This window comes from Halalkalibacter sp. APA_J-10(15) (assembly GCF_023017105.1).
GTDB lineage: Bacteria > Bacillota > Bacilli > Bacillales > Bacillaceae_D > Halalkalibacter.
Genome location: NZ_JALKEV010000029.1, coordinates 1 through 20,654, shown reverse-complemented (window position 1 = coordinate 20,654; position 20,654 = coordinate 1). Strand labels below are relative to the sequence as shown.

The window sequence follows — 20,654 nt, the reverse complement described above, 5'->3', positions numbered from 1 at the left end:
GCGTTGGACGAACCTGAAGGGGCTCGAAAAAAATTCAATGCAGGCGATGCTTGTTTTTGCTGCTATGAACCTGAAAAAACTGGCGACATGGCACTGGAGGAACACCAAACCGACAGTGCCATCGCCGAAAAACCATACGAAAAATACAAAAACGGCTTTGAGAGTCATATCTCAAAGCCGTTTTGTCTACGGTCTGAAACATACTAATCTTAGTATGTTTTTGTATATATAAGGCTAAATTGATAGACATTTCACCTATCAAAACTATTCTAGAACATATATTACTAGAATCTATTCTTGACTGGGTTTCAAACCATCGCATCCTACAAGACTTTTATCTTCAAATCTTGTTGAGAGGACAATTAGGGTCGAGGAAAATCCAAATGTGTTGCAAACATCAAGGAATTTTGTCAATGATTCACTCGTTTCTGTTAACACCTTCATTAGATAATTATATTCTCCACTGGTTCTGTAAAGATCGATAATCTCAGGGGACGCTTCACCGAAAGTTTCAAAATCCTTGCATTTATTCGTTTTAAACAAAACGAATGCGGTTGTATGCTTACCAAGCTTTTGTGGAGAAAGCTCTGCCCGATAGCCTGTTATGACCCCTCGCTCCTCCAGCTTTCGGAGTCTTTCCGTTACCGCTGGCTGCGACATCGCGATCATTCTGCTCAGCTCTGAAATAGGAATCCGTGCGTTATCATCCAGCGTGGCCAAGATTTTACAATCGATTTGATCCATAAACACGACACCTCATTTTTTAAAGTTATTAGCCTAAAATGAATAAAAAATTAAGTTTCAAAGTCCAATACTCCTTAATAATCTTATTTATAATGTACGTTATCTCTAATAAAATGACAATAACAAACCCTAAAGGAGATTGAGAAATATGACAATGACATTAAACGAAACTAGAGCGACTGATGGGTTAAACTTTTTCACGACCGGTGATGGAGTTCGCATTGCTTATCGAATCGATGGATCAGCCAGTAAGCCAGTATTAATGCTTGCGAACTCCATCGCCACCTCGATGAACATGTGGGATGGCCAGTTAGCTGAATTTTCTCGGCATTTCCGAGTGCTTCGCTACGACTATCGGGGGCATGGTGACTCGGATACGCCTGCCGGTCCGTATTCGTTCGACAGACTGGGACGGGATGTTACCGAGCTGCTAGACGCTCTTCATATCGACCGTGTGCATTTCCTCGGGTTGTCGCTAGGCGGTATCATCGGACAATGGCTAAGCATCTACACTCCCGATCGGATCAATCGGCTGATTCTGAGCAACACCTCCTCCTACCTGGGGCCGGCTGAGCAATGGGAGAGCCTAATCTCCTCTGTACTACAACCAGAGAACCAGACCGAATTCGCCGATATGTTCATGAAGAACTGGTTCCCTTCGCATATGCTGGAGTCAGAGAGCGCTCTCGTCTCGTCGTTTCGTAAGATGGTCCTCACTACTCGTGCTCAGGGAATTGCAGGAAGCTGGGCTGCGATTCGTGATATGGATATGCGCCGGACTGCCGCCCTTATCAAGAACCCGACACTAGTCATTGCTGGCCAGTATGATACAGTGACGCTTCCCAGCCACGGCGAATTGATCGCTGAGACGGTGCAGAACGCGAAGTTCGTCATGCTACCCGCAGTTCACCTGTCGAATGTGGAGTATCAAGCCGAATTCCTGAGCACCGTGCTCGAATTCCTGCAATCGGAATAAGGAAAAATGTCCACGTACGAGGGAATGGGCGGAAATCTAGTTTGAAAAAAGCATTATGGTTAAGATAAAGTTTTATGAGACCTCCACCTTTCAGTTCGGAGTTTCACTTTTCACTATAAAAACACCCCTTTAGATGAACAGGTCCAAAGGGGCAAAACGGTATAACTTCATTTCAATCCCACACAATTGTTGCTTAGAAATAAAGATTGATAAAATAGACTTAATTGTTTCGCTTCGAACATCGCCCCGATCGGGTTGGACATCCAAGAAGTCGCTGAAAAGATCGAAGAATAGGTGAGTTATGGATTTAAGTTTTCTGGTGAACCCGAGGGCGAATAAAATACGTCACTATGGACATGCCTGAATTTTTCCCACTTACCAGGATTGGTCGAGTCTGAAACTCCCTTCTCAAGAATGGTCTGATATAGGATAGTTTTTTCTTCCAAATGGGCGACGCGCCGTTTGGCTTCTTCAAGCTGAACGAGCGCAGATTTTTTATGCTCCATCATTAGTGCGCAGCGTTGCGGGATGGTCGAATCTCCTTCGAGACAAAGATCGACGTACATTTTGATCACTTCAATTTTCATCCCAGATTGCTTGAGGCATTTGACGCCGTACAGCCAGTTAATCGATTCTGCATCGAACAGCCGAATATTATTCTCATTACGCTGTATGCTTGGCACCAATCCCTTATCGGTATAAAAGCGTACAGCGTGTTCAGTAAGTCCCGTTATCTGTGCAGCTTCTTTGACCGTATGCATATGTAACCCTCCTTGGAAAAAATTATAAAAAACCGCTTGCCTTCGTGTAACACGAAGGCACTATGCTTATTATAAAGCAAATCGACCATACGCGGAACCCCGCGTCGGTACCCGATTTCCGGGATTCGAGGTCGTTTGCTATTTTACGAACAAGGGGAGGAATTACAATGCAAACAGTAACATTGAACAACGGTGTGAAAATGCCGATCATCGGCTTTGGTGTCTATCAAATTCCTGATCCGGAAGAATGTGAAAATGCTGTATTTGAGGCACTGATGGCCGGTTACCGCCTGATCGACACCGCTGCTGGTTACCTGAACGAGGAAGCAGTCGGACGCGCGATCAAGCGCAGCGGCATACCTCGTGAGGAACTGTTCATCACGACCAAGCTCTGGATTCAGGATGCCGGCTACGAGAGTGCCAAGCTGGCGTTTGCCAAATCCTTGAATAAGCTACAGCTCGACTATCTCGATCTATACCTTATTCACCAGCCATTCGGCGATTACTACGGCGCTTGGCGCGCAATGGAAGGCCTGTACCGAGAAGGGAAGATCAAGGCGATCGGTGTCAGCAACTTCCTGCCCGACCGTCTCATGGACCTCATCGTGCATAACGAAATCGTGCCCGCTATCAACCAAGTCGAAACTCACCCTTTCTACCAGCAGATCGAGAGCGCTACCTTTATGAAAGAACAGGGAGTGCAACACCAATCGTGGGCGCCGTTCGCTGAAGGACGCAACAACATGTTCGACAACGACGTGCTGACTTCAATCGCGGAAAAACACAACAAGTCTGTCGCCCAAGTCGTGCTGCGCTGGCTCGTTCAGCATGAAATCGTTGCTATTCCTAAATCGGTGCGCAAAGAGCGGATCGTCGAAAATTTCGACATATTCGATTTTGAGTTGAGCGCTAACGATATCAAACAAATTTCCGTCCTCGATAAGCAGGAAAGTCTTTTCTTATCGTACCGTGATCCAGAAATCGCTAAGTTTCTCGGTACCTTAAAAGTCGAACTGTAACCTTTGATCGAACCGTAAATTCATCAGGAGTTTATCCTCATATCTATTAAGAAAGGACAGGAGCGCGCCTGTCTTTTCTTTGTGTCAATCGCTAGTGGTATACTAACATTTATTTACTGCATCAGAAATCTTTTTTATTTCTTCTCCTTGCCTTCTAGCAATCTCATTGCTGTTGATTTAATGAATGTACCAATATTTATCTATTATGTTAAGCTTAATATCGGGGGGAAGTTACCCTTAACGACTCTTATAGTATCAAAAACTGTATAATCAATGCTTTTTTAGATTAATGTAGTGGGAGGTGTGATGTTATAATGAATCTGAATTTAATAGAAAGTAAAATTGAACCCAGTATAGAGTTTTATGATGGATTTAATTTAAAGCAGTATCAAGACTTAGCTAAAAGATGGAATGAAATGTTATTACTTGTTCATAAAGAACTATTGAACTATATTAATGACAATGATTTGTGTTTTGATAGCGGTGAGGATGTATTTCCATTACGAAATAAATTAACAGGAAATTACTATATAGACTCTGTTTCTTATAGTAAACACGTAAATCCAATGGGATTTCAGATTATGATAAAAACCAGACTTACTGAGAATTTACAGAATGGTAAGGAGGATGATTATTTAGGGCTAGACGTTACTTTATTCACTTTGTCTATTAACCATCATTTTGAGGTTTGGGGTATTGATAGTTCTTCCATTTAGAACTTAATAATAAACCCATATCTCAACATGATGGCTTGTCAGTCTAAATGCACCCTTCTTCCCAAAGTGTTTCGTATGAAGTTTCCCAGCCAAGACATTTTCCTGGTCGATGAATATTTTAGACAAGGCTAATTCAAGTTCTGTATTGTAATTAGAACTTAATCCAGCCTCTTAGCGAAAAATTCGCATAAGAGACCATTGGCATAGTTCTTCACCTCCCGATATCGTAACTGCTAGCTTCAAGAAATGAAAAATAGGCTTTAACTCATTTCACTTCTAACATCCTCCCATTCAATCTATCGAATCATGTCTTGTTTCTTTTCTTTTAATATAGCATCTATCAACCTTTGTTCTGTTCTATATTTTGCTTTATTCGGCTGACCCTCAGCTCTAGATATTTCTAATGTGTTTAAGTTAGCTACTACCGAAAAAAGCGTTCCAAATTGATGGTCTCTTAGGTTTAAACAGACATGACCTTTCGTTTCTGACATGATGGTTTGAGCAATGGAAAGTTCCATATTATTAACATGTTCAGCAAGAGCTCTATCCAAAGTTTGAAAACGATCTATCGATTTGCTCCAATTCCAGCTCTCTACAACAGGTACACCCATATGATGGTTTGTACAATGAATATAATTGTTATGGGGCCGTCGAACTTGGAAGGTATTAGGCGTTACTTCTACCACCGCCATTTTTCCTGATGGATCAGCCAATAAATAATTATTCGCAACTGAACTTGGAAATATTTTCAAAATTCCAATTCCCTCTTCGACATTCCTACAATGTTCTAGGATTTGTTTACATGCAAAATAAAAATTCAAACCAGGTTTCTTTCCTTCATGAGGGACCGCTGTAATACCTACAAATAGACCGTGTTCGTTAATGCCATCCACTTTTCCAACAAAGCAATCGGAGTGACCTAAATATTTATTTTTATTCTTCAAACATACCAAAGACGATTCGGTAATATGTTTCAAGCTATAGAGCATATCATAATTGCGTCCAATAATGACTTCATTTCCATTAAATGCTGCAAAAATACTGCATTGGCTGGACTGTTCAAAAACTCCTATACTTAATAGAAATGAACTTACTTCTTCAAACGAAGCATGACATCCATCAGCGAAGCCTTGAATTTCCTTTACGAAATCTGCATCAAACTCAGCCAAAATAGGGATACACAATTTACCATACTCTAACTTTTCTGCCGATACTTGCGGGAATCGAAACCCATTTCTATAAAGGATTTCCGCATAATTTTTTCCCGCCTCGTACGGTTCCCCCTTCATTCTCGGATGATACATATTTATTTCCTCCTTCGTTTTACAAAACTTCTTATAATAAAAATAATAAACCCTCCAGTAGCTGGAGAGTTTAGCCAGTTTTTATAAAAGTGATCGTAAATATTACTAATGAATAGGTACACATATTTTCGTAATAAAGTCTGATGGATGTCTAGTTAAATCCGGTCGCAGGTGCCGTAAATCCATATTGTCAGGGACAAGTCCTTTTTCGTATATTTCCATCATTTCTCCATTTTGAGTCAGATCCTTTTCAACGATCCACTTGTTCAGCATTTCATAACCCATCGCCAAGTCTGTATAAGATCCTTTAACTGTAATGCATGCGTATGTTCCATTGGCTAATATTCTGCATCCATCTATATCATTCGAATCTTTTACTGGTACAAGCAACTCAACATCTACCTCATTCTCCTTTAAATCTCTATCATGGAAAATAGCCATGAGTTTTCCATTCACCTCTAGATTAAAAGCATATAATTGGTTGAATACATTTTGTACGTGTCTATCTATAAATTTCATCCGAATTTTTTTGCGTAGAGTATACACTAATGTATCTTTCCAGTTTTCAAAATAACAATCAGAGAAAATAGGCCCCTGAATAATTGGGATACCAGCATCTATTTTCATTTTCAATTGTTTCATGTCTTCTATTTCGTTAGTGATTTGTTCTTTTTGCTTTTCCAGTTCAGATATTTTTTGTTCGAACATGCTATTCCACTGTACTGGGTTCGCGCTCTCAATAATTTGCTTAATATCCGCTAATGGAACATGCAAACTTTTTAAAAGCAATACTAATTTAATTATGTCTATTTTGTCATAGTCATAATAGCGATAATTAGTTTCAGAGTCTATGTATGAGGGTTTTAGTAAGCCAATGTCATCATAATACCGCAGTGTTTTAATAGGTACATCACATATTTTCGAAAACTTTCCTATCGTATACATAACTCTATCCTTTCAATCAGTTTATTGTTTCCTAAAAACTTATTCCGTAATGACTATTATTCTTGATTTCATTTTACTAGATCTTTATAACTTTAGATAAACTGATACTGAATTGTAACGCATAACTTCATTATGTAGGAATAGAAATCGTACGACCTATACAGTGAGAATATTCACTTGATTGTTTATGAGATTGAATCCTCATTGAACAAGGATTGGAGGGATATTGAGCAAAAGGATCCAGCCTCGGTACTGTATCCTCCGTTAATACCTAAATCGTCTGCCACCTATATGGTACATCTTAATGAGCACGTTATCTTTCTTATTCTAAATAGTTGTTTTCTTAGAAAAATTCAAACTAACCTCTTACGGATATCATACCGAAGAGGTTAGTTTGAATCCACTTTATTTTTGTAGATTTGAAACAAAATTCGATCAAAAACACCTCTCAAACCCATATATACCGTATATAAGTAAGATTCCATTTTGAAAACACTTTCTAATGTTGATCTTCAACAATGGCCCGAATCAAGAAGGGGGCTGATAAAATTTTTCATTTACCTATTGAACAGCACGTAACGTGCTGTTTTATACTATAGAAAATAAAGGTGAGGTGAAGTAATGTACACGATTGGAAAGCTCTCGAAGAATACCGGTGTTACTGTGAGGACATTGGATTATTATGATGAAATTGGTTTGATTAAACCTTCATCAAAAACGGAGGGAGGGCACCGCTTATACAGTGAGGATGACGTTATGCGGCTGGAACGAGTTTTAGCTTTAAAATATATGGGATTTTCACTGGAGCAAATTAAAGATATCCTGGAAAATTCCACTTCGACCTGGCAGGAGTCGATCCAGCAGCAACTGGAATTGATTAAACGGGAACAGGAACGTCTGCAGGTCCTGGAGCAATCACTGCTTGGTGTCTCGTATTCCATTGAGATCGAAGGTGAAATTAACTGGCAAATTATTTTTAGTATTATTCAGCTGTATCAACAGGATCCTGAAGATGCCTTACAGCAATATAAAGATTACTTGAGTGACGATGAAATGAAAAAAATCATGGATATGAATGTGCAAAATATGAGTGAGGAAGACATAAGGAATTGGATGAAGGTCATTCATGATATCAAAAATAATCTTACCATTGACCCGGCTTCAGAAAAGGCACAACAGATGGTGGAAAACTGGTTAAATCAAGCAGAGGAAATGTATGGAAATGACGAAAAATTACTTGGAGATATGTGGGGAGCACTGCAGAATTTAAAGGAAGGCATTGCTTTTTACCCTATGAACAAAGATGTTATCCAATTTATTGAAAGTGTTTTTATTGCAAAGGAGGAATTAAAAAAATGATTCTCGATATAAAAGGTGTTACGAAGGTTTTTCGTGGTAGAGAAGAATCCAAGAATGTTGCCAATGACAATCTCACATTTACGATTAATGAAGGAGAAATATTTGGCCTTCTTGGACATAATGGTGCGGGAAAAACGACGTTAGTTAATCAAATATTAGGACTGTTAACACCTGATCATGGTGACATTCATTTGCTGGGGGAATCAGTCATGCAATCACCTGCACGTGCCAGGTCCATTTGTTCCGTACAGCCACAATCCCAAGTATCATTGGGCTTACTTACTCCAAAGCAGGCAGTGACGCTCATAGGGAAAATGCGATTGGGGAAAAAGTTTGAACCAAAGCGTGTGGAAGCACTTTTTGAAGCATTGGATATGGGGGCTTGGGCGAATACAGAAGGCGAAAAGCTGTCGGGTGGAGTGCGAAGGCTGACAGCCTTTTGTATGGCGGTGATTGCCCCAGGTGAGTTAGTTATCCTGGATGAGCCAACCAATGATGTTGATCCGGTTCGCAGAAGTTACCTTTGGCAGGTGATACGTGACTTGACGAAAAACGGGAGCGCCGTTATTTTAGTAACGCACAATGTTCTGGAAGCGGAAAAGACAGTGGACCGAGTGGCTATTATGGATAAAGGAAAAATATTGACACAAGGGGATCCTTCGGAAGTAAAAAGTTTAGTAGCAGACCGGATGCGAATTGAACTTAGTCTGGAAAAGGAATTTAAAAATATCGAGGTTCCTGGCTGGGCACTTTCCCCGCATCAGAACGGAACCCGTCTTATTTTCTCTTTAGATCCATCAAAAGTATCCTCCACGATTGATTGGGCAAAGAATCAGACAGATAAAGGCCTTGTTATAGACTATTCCCTGTCTCCAACTACAATTGAGGATGTTTATATTGAATTAACTTCTAAAAAGGGGGCAGTTTCGTAATGAATATGGTCAGCCATTATAAGTATGTTTTTCAAATGCAGCTTCTTAGAAATGCCGGGTTTTTTATATTTATGGCTTTATTACAAATACTAATATCCATAGGGATTGTTATAGGATTTTCCTATCTTATACCAAACCCCGATACGGAAACAATTCTATTTTTAGCAACAGGAGCCCCGACGATTATTTTGATTATTGCAGGAATGGTTATCCTGCCTCAGCAAATTGGTACGGCAAAGACAGATGGATATATGGAGTACATGCGTACCTGGCCTGTGAGACGCTCTGTTATCCTTGGGGCAGATACAACCATATGGTTATTGATTACCTTGCCGGGAATAATCGTTTCATCTATTGTTGCACACCTCATGTTCACTCCCGGATATGATATCTCCTGGACGGTCGTTCCGGTATTACTCATGATTGCATTAACTTCAATTGGTGTTGGATATGGATTTTCCTATCTGTTGTCACCTACAGCATCAATGGGTATTTCCCAGGTTGTTGTATTTGGAGCACTTATGTTTTCACCGGTAAATTTCCCAATGGATCGGCTGCCCGAATGGCTTCAGTCACTTCATGAAGTGTTACCAATTTATTCGATGGCAGAAGTGATGCGCGCTTCACTGGCTGCATCTACCTTTGATGCAACGATGGGAAATTATATTAATTTAATGGTATGGTGCATTTTAGGGTTTGGTGGAGCTATATTTATTTTAAATCGGAAGTAACGGTAAAACCAAGCCTATAGTGAACTCAAGAAGTTAGACCTATCGGGCACACAAAGAAAAAGCGTCCTCTAAGAAACTAGAGAACGCTTTTTGACATTACGTTTAGTGAAACAATTTGTAACTTTTGAAAATAGAGATGAATTGTTCCTTAGAGAGTTTATTAGGATTCGTAACATTTGCATATTTCAAGGCTTGTCTGAATTGATTTTTAGTGAAAAGAGCATGATATTCATTGTTTACCCATCTATAAACAAACGATTGATATTTTTTGTAGTCTTTCTTTAAAATCAATGGCTCGTGTCTTTCGAGAATAATCAATAAAGAATCCACACTCGGCTTAGGATGGAAATACACTCGTGGCACTTTTGTGAGAATTTTTATATCCATTTCCACCATCAATAACAAACCTAAAGCCCGTTGCAGGTTTTGTAGCCTATTCGCGAAACCTTTCTCTACGAGAAGATAACTGGATTTCACCCTGCTTTCAAAAGTTATTTTTTTAACAATATTTGTACTGATATTAAAGGGAATATTGCCAAATATTTTATAGTTTTTATCTTTTGGGAAGGCAAATTTTAAAATATCCGTATTAATCACTTTTATATTCTCAAAAGTCTCCACCGCTATTTGAGAGGTTCGACATAAGTTTTCATCAATTTCTATGGCAGTCACCGACCGACTCATTTTGACTAGCTCTTTGGTAAAATGCCCTTTCCCTGATCCGATTTCTATTACGTTGTCTAGTTTATTGATATTCGTAAGATTCAATATTTCTTTTACATGCTTTTTAGAAGTAATAAAGTTTTGCGTGTCTTTTGGATTTTTCTGATTCATTATAACCTTCTCCTTGCTGGTTATAATGAACTGACCCTAAGAGTTCATTATAACCAATTAGTTTTGATCTGGTTGATAATGAACTCTTTTAATGACGACACATATAGAACATATACCCATACTTTTATCTCCTTTCCATTCTTTTCATTATGAAAGAGATAAAGTAAAATCAACTACTGCTACGCTAGCACACATATTTGCACCCTCCATGTTTTGTTTTTACGTAACTAATTGTATCATTTTCGTAAATTGTTCACAAAAAACAATCATATCCAAAGGAGTAAAACGGTGCAACTTTTTTATAAACAATATAATGAATCGTATAATTTTCTTGCTCAGATTTTTGAAATCAAGATTAACATGTTTTATCACTTACTCTACCAATTTGTTCAAATATGCCTTGCGTATAATAATAAAGCTCAGAGTAAACAACAGCAAAATAATTCCTACACCCACCGTAGTCATCTGGAAAAAAGCTGGTGAAAGTACATCCCGAATACTGAATAACACGATAAATAATAAAATCGTAGCAATTGTAAGAGGGACAAAAATCAGTATTGCTAATTCTCTTGTCACAATAACACTAATTTCTTTCATAGATAGCCCGATTTTGCGAATGCCCAAATATTTTTCTTTTTCTCCCGCTAAAGAGGTCTGCAAGTAAAAATAAAGAATACTCATGGCTGCACTTAAAAAAATCAGACTAAGCATAAAACCAATAAAGAACAAGATCCTCTTTACAAATAACTCAACATCATATAATGAAATTTTCGATGCGACATAACTCTCACCTGGTTCTGTCATGATTTGTGCTTCTATTTTTTCTGCTACATCCCGCTTCTCTGTCCAGTCCTCTAATTCATAGGCAAACACATGATATTCTGGATAATTGATTTCTTCATAAATCGCATCTGGTATAACATAATATACTGCCCGAAAGCCTGTTGTAAGAATCATTCGTTCTTCTAATCCTACGTACTGAAGAGGGTCATCCACATAATCCTGAATGGCATCCGTATTTGGAATTATTCCCTCATTTCCTGCCACAACATAATATTCATTATCGTTAAGTGTTATCGCTTGGTGTGTACCAAGCGCATTGAAATTAGCATTCGACAGGAAGCCAATCCTGCGGTCTTGGTCTGTTTTGAACGCAGATTGATACGCATCGAAATCTCCCACTGTTTGCTCAAGGGTTGTCTCCATAAATTCAATATCTTGCTGTTCTTTTTCTAAAGGATTATCTGGAAGTGAAATATATTGAAAGCTATACGGATATACAGCTTCCGTATTTTCTTCGACATTATAATACGAACTGTACAAAACACTCGTCGTAACAAATACTGCAAGCAGTAAAATACTGAGCAAATAAATGACATGAGCGTGTGAATTGCCTTTGGCTTGTAAATTCGATACAAATAACATATTGGTTTTTCTGTAATACGAGGAGCTTTTTTGCAACCTCCGAATCGTAAACCAAATTCCTTGGGTTAATACAATATAAATCGTCATTAACAAACTGATAAACAAAATAATAAAATAACCAATTCCTAAGCTTTCAATGATACCTGGGCTTACTTTTAAAAGTAGTAATAACACTGCACTCACTAAGATGGATAAAAGGAACCTCCATGGAGTTGGAAGTATTAATTTTTCCTGTGTTACATCTGCTTTTAACAGTTGTACAGCTTCTTCTTTCTTGATAAATCGTGTCGTTATTTTGGAAACAATTAAAAATAAAACACTAAATAAAATGAATGTCATTGCAATAGCTTGTACGGGTACATACATTCCAAAGCTATCTGCCTCTAAGACATTTTTAACGACCATTAAAAACAGAGGAGAAACGATTAATCCAACAACAATTGCTGTAATAATTGCAGCAAATGCAATCAGCATATTTTCTCGGAATACCATTTTCTGCACTTGCTTCGTCGATGCTCCAGAAATGATAAAGACTCCAAGACTTTTGGTTTTCTTCTTTAAAAAAGCCAGCATCGAATAAATAATAAAAATAAAAGAAAAAATATAGACAATCATACTACAAAGAATCATAGTGATTCCAAGTGAGCTATGCGGATCGATTGCATTCATCATTGGATGAAATGCAGTAATCAAAAAAAAGAAAAAGACTAAAATAGAAAAGACGCTACTCAGAAAATAGGAAATATAGGTCCATTTATCCCGTAATATATTTTGAATGACAATATGATTAAAGCTCATGATATCCACCACCCAAAAATGTCAGTGTATCTACAATTTCTTGATAGAATTGCTGCTTGTGGTCACCTCTCTGTATTTCATTGTAGAGCATCCCGTCTTGCATAAAAATCACTCGCTCAGCAAAACTGGCAACATACGGATCATGTGTGACCATTAATAAAGAGGTTTGAAACGTTTCGTGAATGGATTGAAATAGCGTCATTACACTATTTGCTGCTCTAGAGTCCAGATTCCCAGTCGGCTCATCTGCTAATAATAGACTAGGCTGATGAATAACTGCTCGTGCAATGGCTACACGTTGCTTCTGTCCCCCTGAAATTTCAAAGGTTCTCTTCTTCATTATTTCTTCAATTCCTAAAAACTCAACGACTTCCGCTAAACGGGATGTCATATCCTTTGCACTCACTGCATCGAGTGTCAATGGTAATAAAATATTTTCTTCTACGGTTAATGTGTGAACCAAGTTAAAATCTTGAAAAACAAAACCCAATTCACTACGTCGAAACTTTGCAAGACCTTCATCATTCAGTTCATATGGATTTTTTTGGTTAATTGTAATAGAGCCATTTGTCGGTCGGTCTATCGTTGATATACAATTTAAAAATGTCGTCTTCCCACTTCCAGACGGGCCCATTACAGAGACAAATTCATTACGTTTCAGTTGAAAATCAATTCCTTTTAATGCTTTATAGTTCACCTCTCCCACATACTCCTTATGGAGTTGTTGAACATTTAAAATGATATCTGACATATATACCACTCCTGTCTTTTTCATTGTTAACTTTAATATACCGAAGTAGTCCATTCCTTAATATTTAAAAACATGACGGCAAAGTGACAATATTGACACATTCAAAACGGCTACCTCAATCGGCAGCCGTACTAATACTTTTCGAAAGTTCAATGGTGAAAATGGTTTCTTGATGATGAGACGTTAACTCAAACGGATGATCTAGCGTAATCAAAATCCTTTTGACTAAGTATAAACCTATTCCTGTTGCTTCGCTTCTTTTCCGTCCTTTTGAACCTGTATAGAACAAATTGAATAAGCGGTTGATCTCACTTTTTGGAATGGTTTCCCCTCTGTTATGAATCGATAACTGACCATTCCTGTAATAAATATGAACAGTAGAGTACTTCTCACCATATTTAATCGCATTACTAAGCAGTTGGTAGACAACTACTTTCATCCACTTTCGGTCTGAATAAAGAATAACTTCTTCCGCTATTGTCACCTTAGGAAATAGTTCTCCCTCAATAAAGTAACCTTTTAAATCATTAATAACCTCTTGTATGATTTTCTTTAATGGCATCGCTTCAATTTTCAAATCAGATAAAATTTTAGTAGAGCGACTATAAGACAATAGCTGATTTAACGAAAAATTTATTTTATCGCATTCGGCTTTTACTTTCTGCCATTCTCCCAACGATTTGACATCGTTTATTTGATTCGATTGAACAAGCAATTGCATGACAGAAATCGGCGTCTTCATCTGATGCACCGCATGGGAAATAAGTAGCTGCTGTTCCTGTAAGAAATCTTGATACGTGTCCTGTTCTTTTAAGAGTAAGGAGGAAAATTCCTTTAATTGATTGGCATATGCTTTTTCTATTGGAGCATGAGGACGATAGACAAGAAAACTAGCTTGGTCCACATTTTCTTTCTTTAAATGTGTATACATTTTTTTGCGACGAAGATAGCGAATAACAAGCAGAATCATTAATAAAGTGATGGCTAAAAAACTAAAATAGAAATAATGATTTTCAAAACCATCTAATTGTTCAATGATAAAAGGCAAGCAGATAAAAGTGATCAGATACAAAAGAATAAAGCTGAGATGATCCTTTATAAATAACTTCATTTGTCTTTCTCCATTAATTGGTAGCCAATTCCCCTAATCGTTTTTAGTTCTAAGGAGGATTGGACATTTTCTAATTTTTTTCGCAATCTTTTGATATTGACTGTGAGTGTATTTTCTTCAACAAATCCTTCTTCATCCCATATAACAGAAAGCAGCTGCTGTCTTGTGACAACATTTGGAAAAGCCTCAAAAAACATAGTACAAAGCTGGAGCTCTTTTACCGTTAATACTTCCTCCTGTCTCGGCGTAGATAAACGTACTGTGTCCAAATTTAAGATGGTATTACCCATTTGTACTATTCGTCGTTCTGCGTTTTTTGCATATTCTCCATAGGTACGTCGAATTTGCCCATTGATTTTTGCTAATACGACATCCATTACAAAAGGCTTAGTGATAAAATCATCTGCACCATTTTCAATACCATATATCTGGTCTAGTTCGCTCATTCGAGCAGACAGAATTATAATTGGACATGTGGATATCTGCCTTATTTTTCTTGACCAGTAATATCCATCAAAGTAAGGAAGGTTTATATCCATAATAACTAAATGCGGTTCTGTTTCTTGAAAAACATCGAGAACTCTTTTAAAATCTTCTATTGTATGACACTCATATCCGTATTTTTTAAGACGATTTTTTAATGTATTAGTAATACTGATTTCATCTTCCACAATTAATATTCTATACATAAGATCCCCCGCCTCTTTTTTCTCAAAATTTTTATATAAACATCGTATTTAAGAATATGTCTATCAATTTTTCTTAGCCTTCCTGTACGATTTTGAATGCCCAATTCCATAAATTAATCGGCGTTGGAACTAATCTTTCGGCAACCATTTCTTTTTCAATAGGATATTTTTGATTGTGATGCAGCGCCATTGTATTAATAAGAGACGTAAATAGCATTTAAGCGATAATCCTGATCTCCACGCTCCCGGTATTCCTTTTGAATAGCTCCAGGTACTTTTTGCTTGACCTTCCCGTTAAACGTACGGAATTTCCTTTCAACAATCCTTTTCCAATCTCCACGGTAAGCCGTAGTATTCTCAATTTTAATATTAAGATTATTAATTAAGTTGTCTGCCAGTTTTTATACCCTTTAATCTCGCTGACCAACCTAATGAGGAAACATCTTGAATTTTTAGCCATGGCTGATAATCTGCCCCACTGCCAGTTCCTCTACCTTCTTTAATCCATTTTTCGACTTTAGATATTCTATTCTTTTCACCAAAAAACCCCTTTAGACAATCATATCCAAAGGGGTAAAACGTCGCAACTTTATTTCAAAGCCACAATTTTTGTGTAGCTTTGAAATAAAGTTTGATTAAAAACATCTCTCAAATTCACATTTTTGGGCAAATAAAAAGAATCCGTTTTGAAAAAAAGATTGATCAAAACGGATTCTTTTCTTGTGAATGGGTGTGAAGTTTTTATAAAAAAGTTTGATCATTTTCTATCTGGGGTTATTTTTGCATTTGGTTATACATTTCTCCCCATTTATTCATTTCCGCAATCAGAGGGGTTAATGTTTTTCCTAATTCAGTTAAGCTGTACTCTGTTTTCGGAGGAATCACTGGATAGACTTTTTTGGAGATAATATTGTCTGCTTCCAGTTCATTCAGCTGCAAGGATAACATTCTTCGTGAACAGCCTGGCATATAGCGTTGCAATTCACTAAAACGACAGACCTTATGCTTGATTAAACGATATAAAATCACACTTTTCCATTTTCCAGATATAATCTGTAATGTACTTTCTACCGGGCAGCCTTCCATGCGATCATGGACTTGTCGTTTCATTTCAAAATCCCCTCTCTGCTGGTTACAAAACGGTTACTTTGTTACATATTTTACACGATTGAAAACCAATTTCATAATGTTAGAATCGGCTTATAAAGAGTTAAGGAGGAATTGGAATGAGCCAAACAATGAAAGCAATTGGACTTTATCGTTATTTACCGATTGATAATTCAGAAAGTCTCTTAGATTTAAAAGTGGAAAAACCAAAGCCAACGGGAAGAGATATGCTTGTTCAGGTAAAAGCTATTGCTGTGAATCCTGTTGATTATAAAGTCCGTTCACCAAAAGACAAGGTAGAGCAAAACCCTAAAATCTTAGGCTGGGATGTTTCCGGTATTGTAAAAGAAGTTGGAGAAGATTGTACGCTGTTTAAGCCTGGGGATGAGGTTTATTACGCAGGAGATTTCACTAGACCAGGCGGAAATAGTGAGTTTCATCTGGTGGATGAAAGAATTGCAGGTAAAAAACCGAATTATCTAGATTTTACAGAAGCTGCTTCCTTACCACTTACGTCTATCACTGCCTATGAAGCGTTGTTTGAGCGTTTAGCGATCAGTCATAACCAAGAAGATAATAAAGGGAAAACAGTTTTAATCATCGGTGCTGGTGGAGGTGTTGGATCAATAGCAGTTCAACTAGCTAAGACTGTTGGCTTAACTGTGGTTGGTACTGCTTCTAGACCAGAAACTGCTGAATGGATAAAAGAGATGGGTGCAGATTTTATTATCAATCACTATGAAGCCTTTTCACCACAGTTGGAGAAATTAAATATAACTAGCGTAAATTATATCTTATGCTTGCATTCTACAGAAAAGCATTGGGAAAATATGGCGGAAAGTATTGCTCCCCAAGGCAAGATTTGTTCGATTGAGGAGACAGACGAAACACTTAACCTAACACTATTAAAAAATAAGAGTGTCACGTTTGCTTGGGAAACCATGTTTACCAAATCGATGTATCAGACGGAGGATATGATTAGTCAACACAATCTATTAAATCATGTTGCTGAATTGGTGGACAACAATCTAATCCATGCAACTGTCAACAAAAGATTATCACCAATAAATGCGGAAAATTTACGGAAAGCTCATGCTTGGCTGGAAACAGGAAAAGCAATTGGAAAGGTTGTTTTGAAAGATTTTTAATTAAGAATCAATGTGAAGTTTACTATTAATAGTAAAAAGGAGTCATACTAGAACAAAATTACTTTCTGTATTAAAAAGAGTGTTTGCTAATTTTTATTAAAGCAGCACTCTTTTCATTCTAATACGCTACTTCTAGTCGGAATAAAATTTGTTTTTTACCATATTTTTATCAAAAATAAAGTTTAATCTTCACACTTAAAAAATCTCAAAGATACACATAGGTTATAAAGTTGTATTTGGTATGTAAAAAATGTATGAAATGGCATTTAAAATTGTAAGAGTTATTCTCAAAAATGATCCTAAAATAAAAGTAAATCGAAAGACCGTACAAAAGATCATGCAGAAATATCATCTTCAGTGTCAAATCAAAGTAAAAAGAAAGGTTTATACGGCTGGGGAAAGCAAATTTGTCGTCCCAAATCTTCTAAAACAGGATTTCAAGGCTGAGCACCCTAATCAAAAGTGGGTTACCGATATTACTTACTTACCTTATGGAGAGAAAATGCATTATCTATCAACCATAATGGACTTATATAATAACGAAATTATAGCTTATAAAGTGAGTGATAAACAGGAGGTTAAGCTTGTCTTAGATACATTAGAAGCTGCATGTAAAGGCAGAGAGACAAATAATGTTATTTTGCACAGTGATCAAGGAGCTCAATACACTTCTTACAAGTTTCAAGAGCTAGCTAAACAAAAAGGCATTACCACAAGCATGTCCCGGAAAGGAAACTGCTTTGATAATGCCGTAATCGAATCCTTCCACTCCTCGCTAAAGTCGGAAGAATTCAACACTCTAAATAGAGTGCGCCTTACAAACTCTATTGTACTAGAAAAGTAGAATCTTACATGTATTATTACAACTATATACGACCATTTGCAAAACTAAATTGCCACAGCCCTGTTGAGTTCAGGACTATGGCAGCATAGGTGTTTTTTCTTGTCCCGTTTTAATGGGTCAGTTCAAATTATATCCAAAGGGGTAAAACAGTACAACTTTATTACAAACGGTATAACTTTCTTATAACCGGTACATCTTTATTTTAAATCCACAATTTGTGTAGCATTGAAATAGAGTTTGATTAAATTAACTCTATAAACCTTGATAAAATAGCAAATAGAAAAAGCGTGTTTTGAAAAAAGATTGATCAAAACACGCTTTTTCTATATTCAATTGAATCATTCTTTTATAAAAAAGTTTGATCATTTCTATGATCCTTATTCCATTAAAGCGCCCTATGGAATAACCCCTGAACTCCTAACAGCAAGTTTAGTTAAAATATTTTTAATCTCATTATCATCCTAAAACAACGCCTTTTGTTTTATAAGGAGTATAAACAACATTACTTCTTCTAATATTTTTTAACCTCTTTTACAATAGTTCGTTCCACTAATAATTGATAAAAATAAATAACAATTGCTGTTACAACTGACAATATGTAAAAATGTTTGGGTCTCATTTTCTTGAATTCGAATACTCCTACTTTAGTGAAAAATTTTACGATAGGGAATGCGAGAAGATAATCGATTACCATATTTAATGTTAAGTACTTTATAAAGCTACCGTATGTTAATTTAAACACCCAAATAGTTGTTATAAAAAATAAGCCTAAAAGGTAAGAGAAATCTAAACGATAATTTGGAAATAAAGCATTCTTTACTTTCCACCACTTACGTCTATCAGCTATTTCGCTTAAAAAACTAAAGATATAACCAATAAAAGTTGCGACTGGAAGAAAGCGAACAAAAGAATTTTTCCCTAGCAATGGAGTAGTTAACCAGGGAATAACTAATGTACTAAAGGATAAAGCCTTCCTTTTATCAATCATAAGATCCCCCACAAGATACAATTATTTATCATGTATTATTATTCCCCATTGTTCAGAAGTTTTATTCCATTAAAAAAATGGCCCTTTAACGGAACAACTTATTGTCACTCAACAGTTCCTTAATCGTTCTTTCAATTCAGATGTTCCACTATAAAAACACCCCTTTAGACAAATATAATCCTAAAGGGGTAATGTTAATTTGAAATAAAATTTGATTAAAAACAACCTCACAAACCCGTATTTTACAGTAAATAAGAAGAATCCATTTTGAAAAAAGTACGGTCTTTTTGGTTCTATATCATGAGAGTACTTACTTTATCCACTTTTTAATTTCAAATCAACTTTTCTTCATAATGGTTCTTTTGGCTTTCTTAATAATTTTTGCTGTTGCTTTTGTATCGGATTCTTGACTCCAAATGTCACAAATCTCTATCACAAAATCAGGTTGTGATTTACTCGCATCATTTAACCAATTACCAACTGAATCTTGAACGTACTTTGAAGGGTCTGATTTTAATAAATTAAGAATAGGTAGAGCTTTCGAAGGTTCTTGTTTTAGGGCTTCAATATGTTTTGCCCACACTCCACGAGGGCGTATCGCTTCTATTGAAAATCTACGTATATTTTCGTCAGAGCTTTCTGCCCATTCCGTTAATAGTTCTATACTTTTATCCAATCGAATTGATAAATCCTCTCTGATTGCCATCCAAGCAATTTCGCGAACACCAAAATGGTGATCTGCCGCAAAAGGATATATCCTAAATCAACTGCAAAATTTGGAAGATGCATGGTTACCAAGTATAAGATAAAACCACATGTAGCAAATCCTAAAGTAGCAATCCAAAACTCTCTACTCCTTAATGCTTCGGACAATGAGACGCTTGTTGCTGCTGTAAATAAGGATGTTGAGTCTCCATCCGGCATTTGATTAACATCTGTCGGATTATTCTTTACTACAATTAATACGATTGGAACAACAATAACGAGCATGATTAATCCCAGTACCACAAATGCAGATCGAAAACCTGAACTAGCAATTATAAATCCTGTTAGTGGCAGTAGTATAAGTTGACCGATATTCATTCCCATGGAGCTTCTCGTAAGCATTTTAGCTCGTTTCTTAACATACCACCTGGATACTCATACAGAATTTGCCATGGAACCACAGCCAGCAAAACCAATAGCTGTTAATACTCCATAATAAAGAAAGAATTCCCATTGTAGCTTTGAAATAAAGTTTGATCAAAAATACCTCGCAAACCCATCTTTTACGATAAATAAAAAGAATCCATTTTGAAAAAAGATTGATCAAAATGGATGCTTCTCCAGCAGATTTAAGTTTTATTTTTATGACGGTTTGTCAATCTAACTGCGACACTTCTTCCCAAAATGCTTCGTGTGAAGTTTTCCAGCCAAGACATTTCCTTGGTCGATGATTAATTAAATATAAGGCTAACTCTAGTTCTTCTTCA

20 protein-coding genes and 6 pseudogenes are annotated in these 20,654 nt (G+C 36.8%); 9 read left to right on the top strand and 17 right to left on the bottom strand.

What is annotated here, in order from left to right; genetic code table 11:
- Nucleotides 1-232 (top strand): annotated as a pseudogene (locus MW695_RS21610) (IS5/IS1182 family transposase); the annotation flags it as partial.
- A gap of 59 nt (nucleotides 233-291) precedes the next feature.
- Here the strand turns inward: MW695_RS21610 and MW695_RS21605 are convergent.
- A complete protein-coding gene (locus tag MW695_RS21605) occupies nucleotides 292-744 on the bottom strand; it encodes an Lrp/AsnC family transcriptional regulator (protein WP_247107536.1) in 453 nt (150 codons plus the stop codon).
- A 148-nt stretch (nucleotides 745-892) separates the two neighbouring features.
- Here MW695_RS21605 and MW695_RS21600 point away from each other — a divergent pair, with 148 nt between their 5' ends.
- Entirely contained in the window at nucleotides 893-1,720 is an 828-nt protein-coding gene (locus MW695_RS21600) for an alpha/beta fold hydrolase (protein WP_247107535.1), read from the top strand.
- 299 nt (nucleotides 1,721-2,019) lie between these two features.
- Here the strand turns inward: MW695_RS21600 and MW695_RS21595 are convergent, their stop codons facing one another.
- Nucleotides 2,020-2,481, bottom strand: coding sequence for a MerR family transcriptional regulator (locus MW695_RS21595; RefSeq protein ID WP_247107534.1), 462 nt, complete (start codon nucleotides 2,479-2,481; stop codon nucleotides 2,020-2,022).
- Nucleotides 2,482-2,648: 167 nt separating this feature from the next.
- Between MW695_RS21595 and MW695_RS21590 the strand changes: the two genes are divergently transcribed.
- Nucleotides 2,649-3,500, top strand: coding sequence for an aldo/keto reductase (locus MW695_RS21590; RefSeq protein ID WP_247107533.1), 852 nt, complete (start codon nucleotides 2,649-2,651; stop codon nucleotides 3,498-3,500).
- A gap of 314 nt (nucleotides 3,501-3,814) precedes the next feature.
- Nucleotides 3,815-4,216, top strand: coding sequence for a hypothetical protein (locus tag MW695_RS21585; RefSeq protein ID WP_247107532.1), 402 nt, complete (start codon nucleotides 3,815-3,817; stop codon nucleotides 4,214-4,216).
- Between the two features lie 296 nt (nucleotides 4,217-4,512).
- On the opposite strand, the gene MW695_RS21575 is transcribed toward MW695_RS21585, so the two are convergent.
- Together MW695_RS21575 and MW695_RS21570 are read right to left on the bottom strand one after the other, a co-directional pair.
- A complete protein-coding gene (locus MW695_RS21575; RefSeq protein ID WP_247107531.1) occupies nucleotides 4,513-5,520 on the bottom strand; it encodes a C45 family autoproteolytic acyltransferase/hydrolase in 1,008 nt (335 codons plus the stop codon).
- 105 nt (nucleotides 5,521-5,625) lie between these two features.
- Nucleotides 5,626-6,465: a MerR family transcriptional regulator gene (locus tag MW695_RS21570; protein WP_247107530.1), complete on the bottom strand. Its 840-nt coding sequence runs from the start codon at nucleotides 6,463-6,465 to the stop codon at nucleotides 5,626-5,628.
- A gap of 621 nt (nucleotides 6,466-7,086) precedes the next feature.
- Between MW695_RS21570 and MW695_RS21565 the strand changes: the two genes are divergently transcribed.
- The 3 genes from MW695_RS21565 to MW695_RS21555 are packed head-to-tail and all read left to right on the top strand — an operon-like array spanning nucleotide 7,087 to nucleotide 9,487.
- The gene (locus MW695_RS21565; protein ID WP_247107529.1) at nucleotides 7,087-7,824 is read left to right on the top strand and encodes a MerR family transcriptional regulator; all 738 of its coding nucleotides are present in this window, start codon (nucleotides 7,087-7,089) and stop codon (nucleotides 7,822-7,824) included.
- On the top strand, nucleotides 7,821-8,756 hold the full coding sequence (locus MW695_RS21560) for an ABC transporter ATP-binding protein (RefSeq protein ID WP_247107528.1): 936 nt from the start codon (nucleotides 7,821-7,823) through the stop codon (nucleotides 8,754-8,756). The genes MW695_RS21565 and MW695_RS21560 overlap by 4 nt, the downstream gene beginning before the upstream one ends.
- Nucleotides 8,756-9,487: an ABC transporter permease gene (locus MW695_RS21555; protein ID WP_247107527.1), complete on the top strand. Its 732-nt coding sequence runs from the start codon at nucleotides 8,756-8,758 to the stop codon at nucleotides 9,485-9,487. The genes MW695_RS21560 and MW695_RS21555 overlap by 1 nt, the downstream gene beginning before the upstream one ends.
- 102 nt (nucleotides 9,488-9,589) lie before the next feature.
- Here the strand turns inward: MW695_RS21555 and erm(A) are convergent, their stop codons facing one another.
- From erm(A) to MW695_RS21520, 9 genes and pseudogenes are all read right to left on the bottom strand, one after another.
- Complete coding sequence (gene erm(A) / locus MW695_RS21550) at nucleotides 9,590-10,321, bottom strand: 23S rRNA (adenine(2058)-N(6))-methyltransferase Erm(A) (protein WP_247107526.1); 732 nt, start codon at nucleotides 10,319-10,321, stop codon at nucleotides 9,590-9,592.
- Between the two features lie 57 nt (nucleotides 10,322-10,378).
- A complete protein-coding gene (locus MW695_RS23115) occupies nucleotides 10,379-10,441 on the bottom strand; it encodes an erythromycin resistance leader peptide (protein ID WP_368859687.1) in 63 nt (20 codons plus the stop codon).
- Nucleotides 10,442-10,693: 252 nt separating this feature from the next.
- The gene (locus MW695_RS21545; RefSeq protein WP_247107525.1) at nucleotides 10,694-12,544 is read right to left on the bottom strand and encodes an FtsX-like permease family protein; all 1,851 of its coding nucleotides are present in this window, start codon (nucleotides 12,542-12,544) and stop codon (nucleotides 10,694-10,696) included.
- A complete protein-coding gene (locus MW695_RS21540) occupies nucleotides 12,534-13,295 on the bottom strand; it encodes an ABC transporter ATP-binding protein (RefSeq protein ID WP_247107524.1) in 762 nt (253 codons plus the stop codon). Before MW695_RS21540 ends, MW695_RS21545 begins: the two co-directional genes overlap by 11 nt.
- 115 nt (nucleotides 13,296-13,410) lie before the next feature.
- Nucleotides 13,411-14,406 (bottom strand): sensor histidine kinase, encoded by a 996-nt coding sequence (locus MW695_RS21535; protein WP_247107523.1) that lies wholly within the window; start codon nucleotides 14,404-14,406, stop codon nucleotides 13,411-13,413.
- The gene (locus MW695_RS21530; protein ID WP_247107522.1) at nucleotides 14,403-15,095 is read right to left on the bottom strand and encodes a response regulator transcription factor; all 693 of its coding nucleotides are present in this window, start codon (nucleotides 15,093-15,095) and stop codon (nucleotides 14,403-14,405) included. The genes MW695_RS21535 and MW695_RS21530 overlap by 4 nt, the downstream gene beginning before the upstream one ends.
- Nucleotides 15,096-15,133: 38 nt before the next feature.
- Nucleotides 15,134-15,487 (bottom strand): annotated as a pseudogene (locus tag MW695_RS21525) (Mu transposase C-terminal domain-containing protein); the annotation flags it as partial.
- Nucleotides 15,483-15,620: pseudogene (locus MW695_RS22925) on the bottom strand (TnsA endonuclease N-terminal domain-containing protein); the annotation flags it as partial. The pseudogenes MW695_RS22925 and MW695_RS21525, both read right to left, overlap by 5 nt.
- Nucleotides 15,621-15,869: 249 nt before the next feature.
- Nucleotides 15,870-16,205 carry a winged helix-turn-helix transcriptional regulator gene (locus tag MW695_RS21520; RefSeq protein WP_247107521.1) on the bottom strand — a complete coding sequence of 112 codons (336 nt, stop codon included), beginning with the start codon at nucleotides 16,203-16,205 and terminating at the stop codon, nucleotides 15,870-15,872.
- A 116-nt stretch (nucleotides 16,206-16,321) separates the two neighbouring features.
- Here MW695_RS21520 and MW695_RS21515 point away from each other — a divergent pair, with 116 nt between their 5' ends.
- Nucleotides 16,322-17,350 (top strand): zinc-binding alcohol dehydrogenase family protein, encoded by a 1,029-nt coding sequence (locus MW695_RS21515; RefSeq protein ID WP_247107520.1) that lies wholly within the window; start codon nucleotides 16,322-16,324, stop codon nucleotides 17,348-17,350.
- Nucleotides 17,351-17,603: 253 nt separating this feature from the next.
- Nucleotides 17,604-18,283: pseudogene (locus MW695_RS21510) on the top strand (IS3 family transposase); the annotation flags it as partial.
- A 422-nt stretch (nucleotides 18,284-18,705) separates the two neighbouring features.
- Here the strand turns inward: MW695_RS21510 and MW695_RS21505 are convergent.
- The 4 genes and pseudogenes from MW695_RS21505 to MW695_RS21490 form a co-directional block, all read right to left on the bottom strand.
- Nucleotides 18,706-19,182, bottom strand: coding sequence for a hypothetical protein (locus tag MW695_RS21505; RefSeq protein WP_247107519.1), 477 nt, complete (start codon nucleotides 19,180-19,182; stop codon nucleotides 18,706-18,708).
- 337 nt (nucleotides 19,183-19,519) lie between these two features.
- Nucleotides 19,520-19,939, bottom strand: a pseudogene (locus MW695_RS21500) (DNA alkylation repair protein); the annotation flags it as partial.
- Nucleotides 19,843-20,265 (bottom strand): MFS transporter, encoded by a 423-nt coding sequence (locus MW695_RS21495; protein WP_247107537.1) that lies wholly within the window; start codon nucleotides 20,263-20,265, stop codon nucleotides 19,843-19,845. The pseudogene MW695_RS21500 and the gene MW695_RS21495, both read right to left, overlap by 97 nt.
- Nucleotides 20,266-20,542: 277 nt before the next feature.
- Nucleotides 20,543-20,654, bottom strand: a pseudogene (locus MW695_RS21490) (IS30 family transposase); the annotation flags it as partial.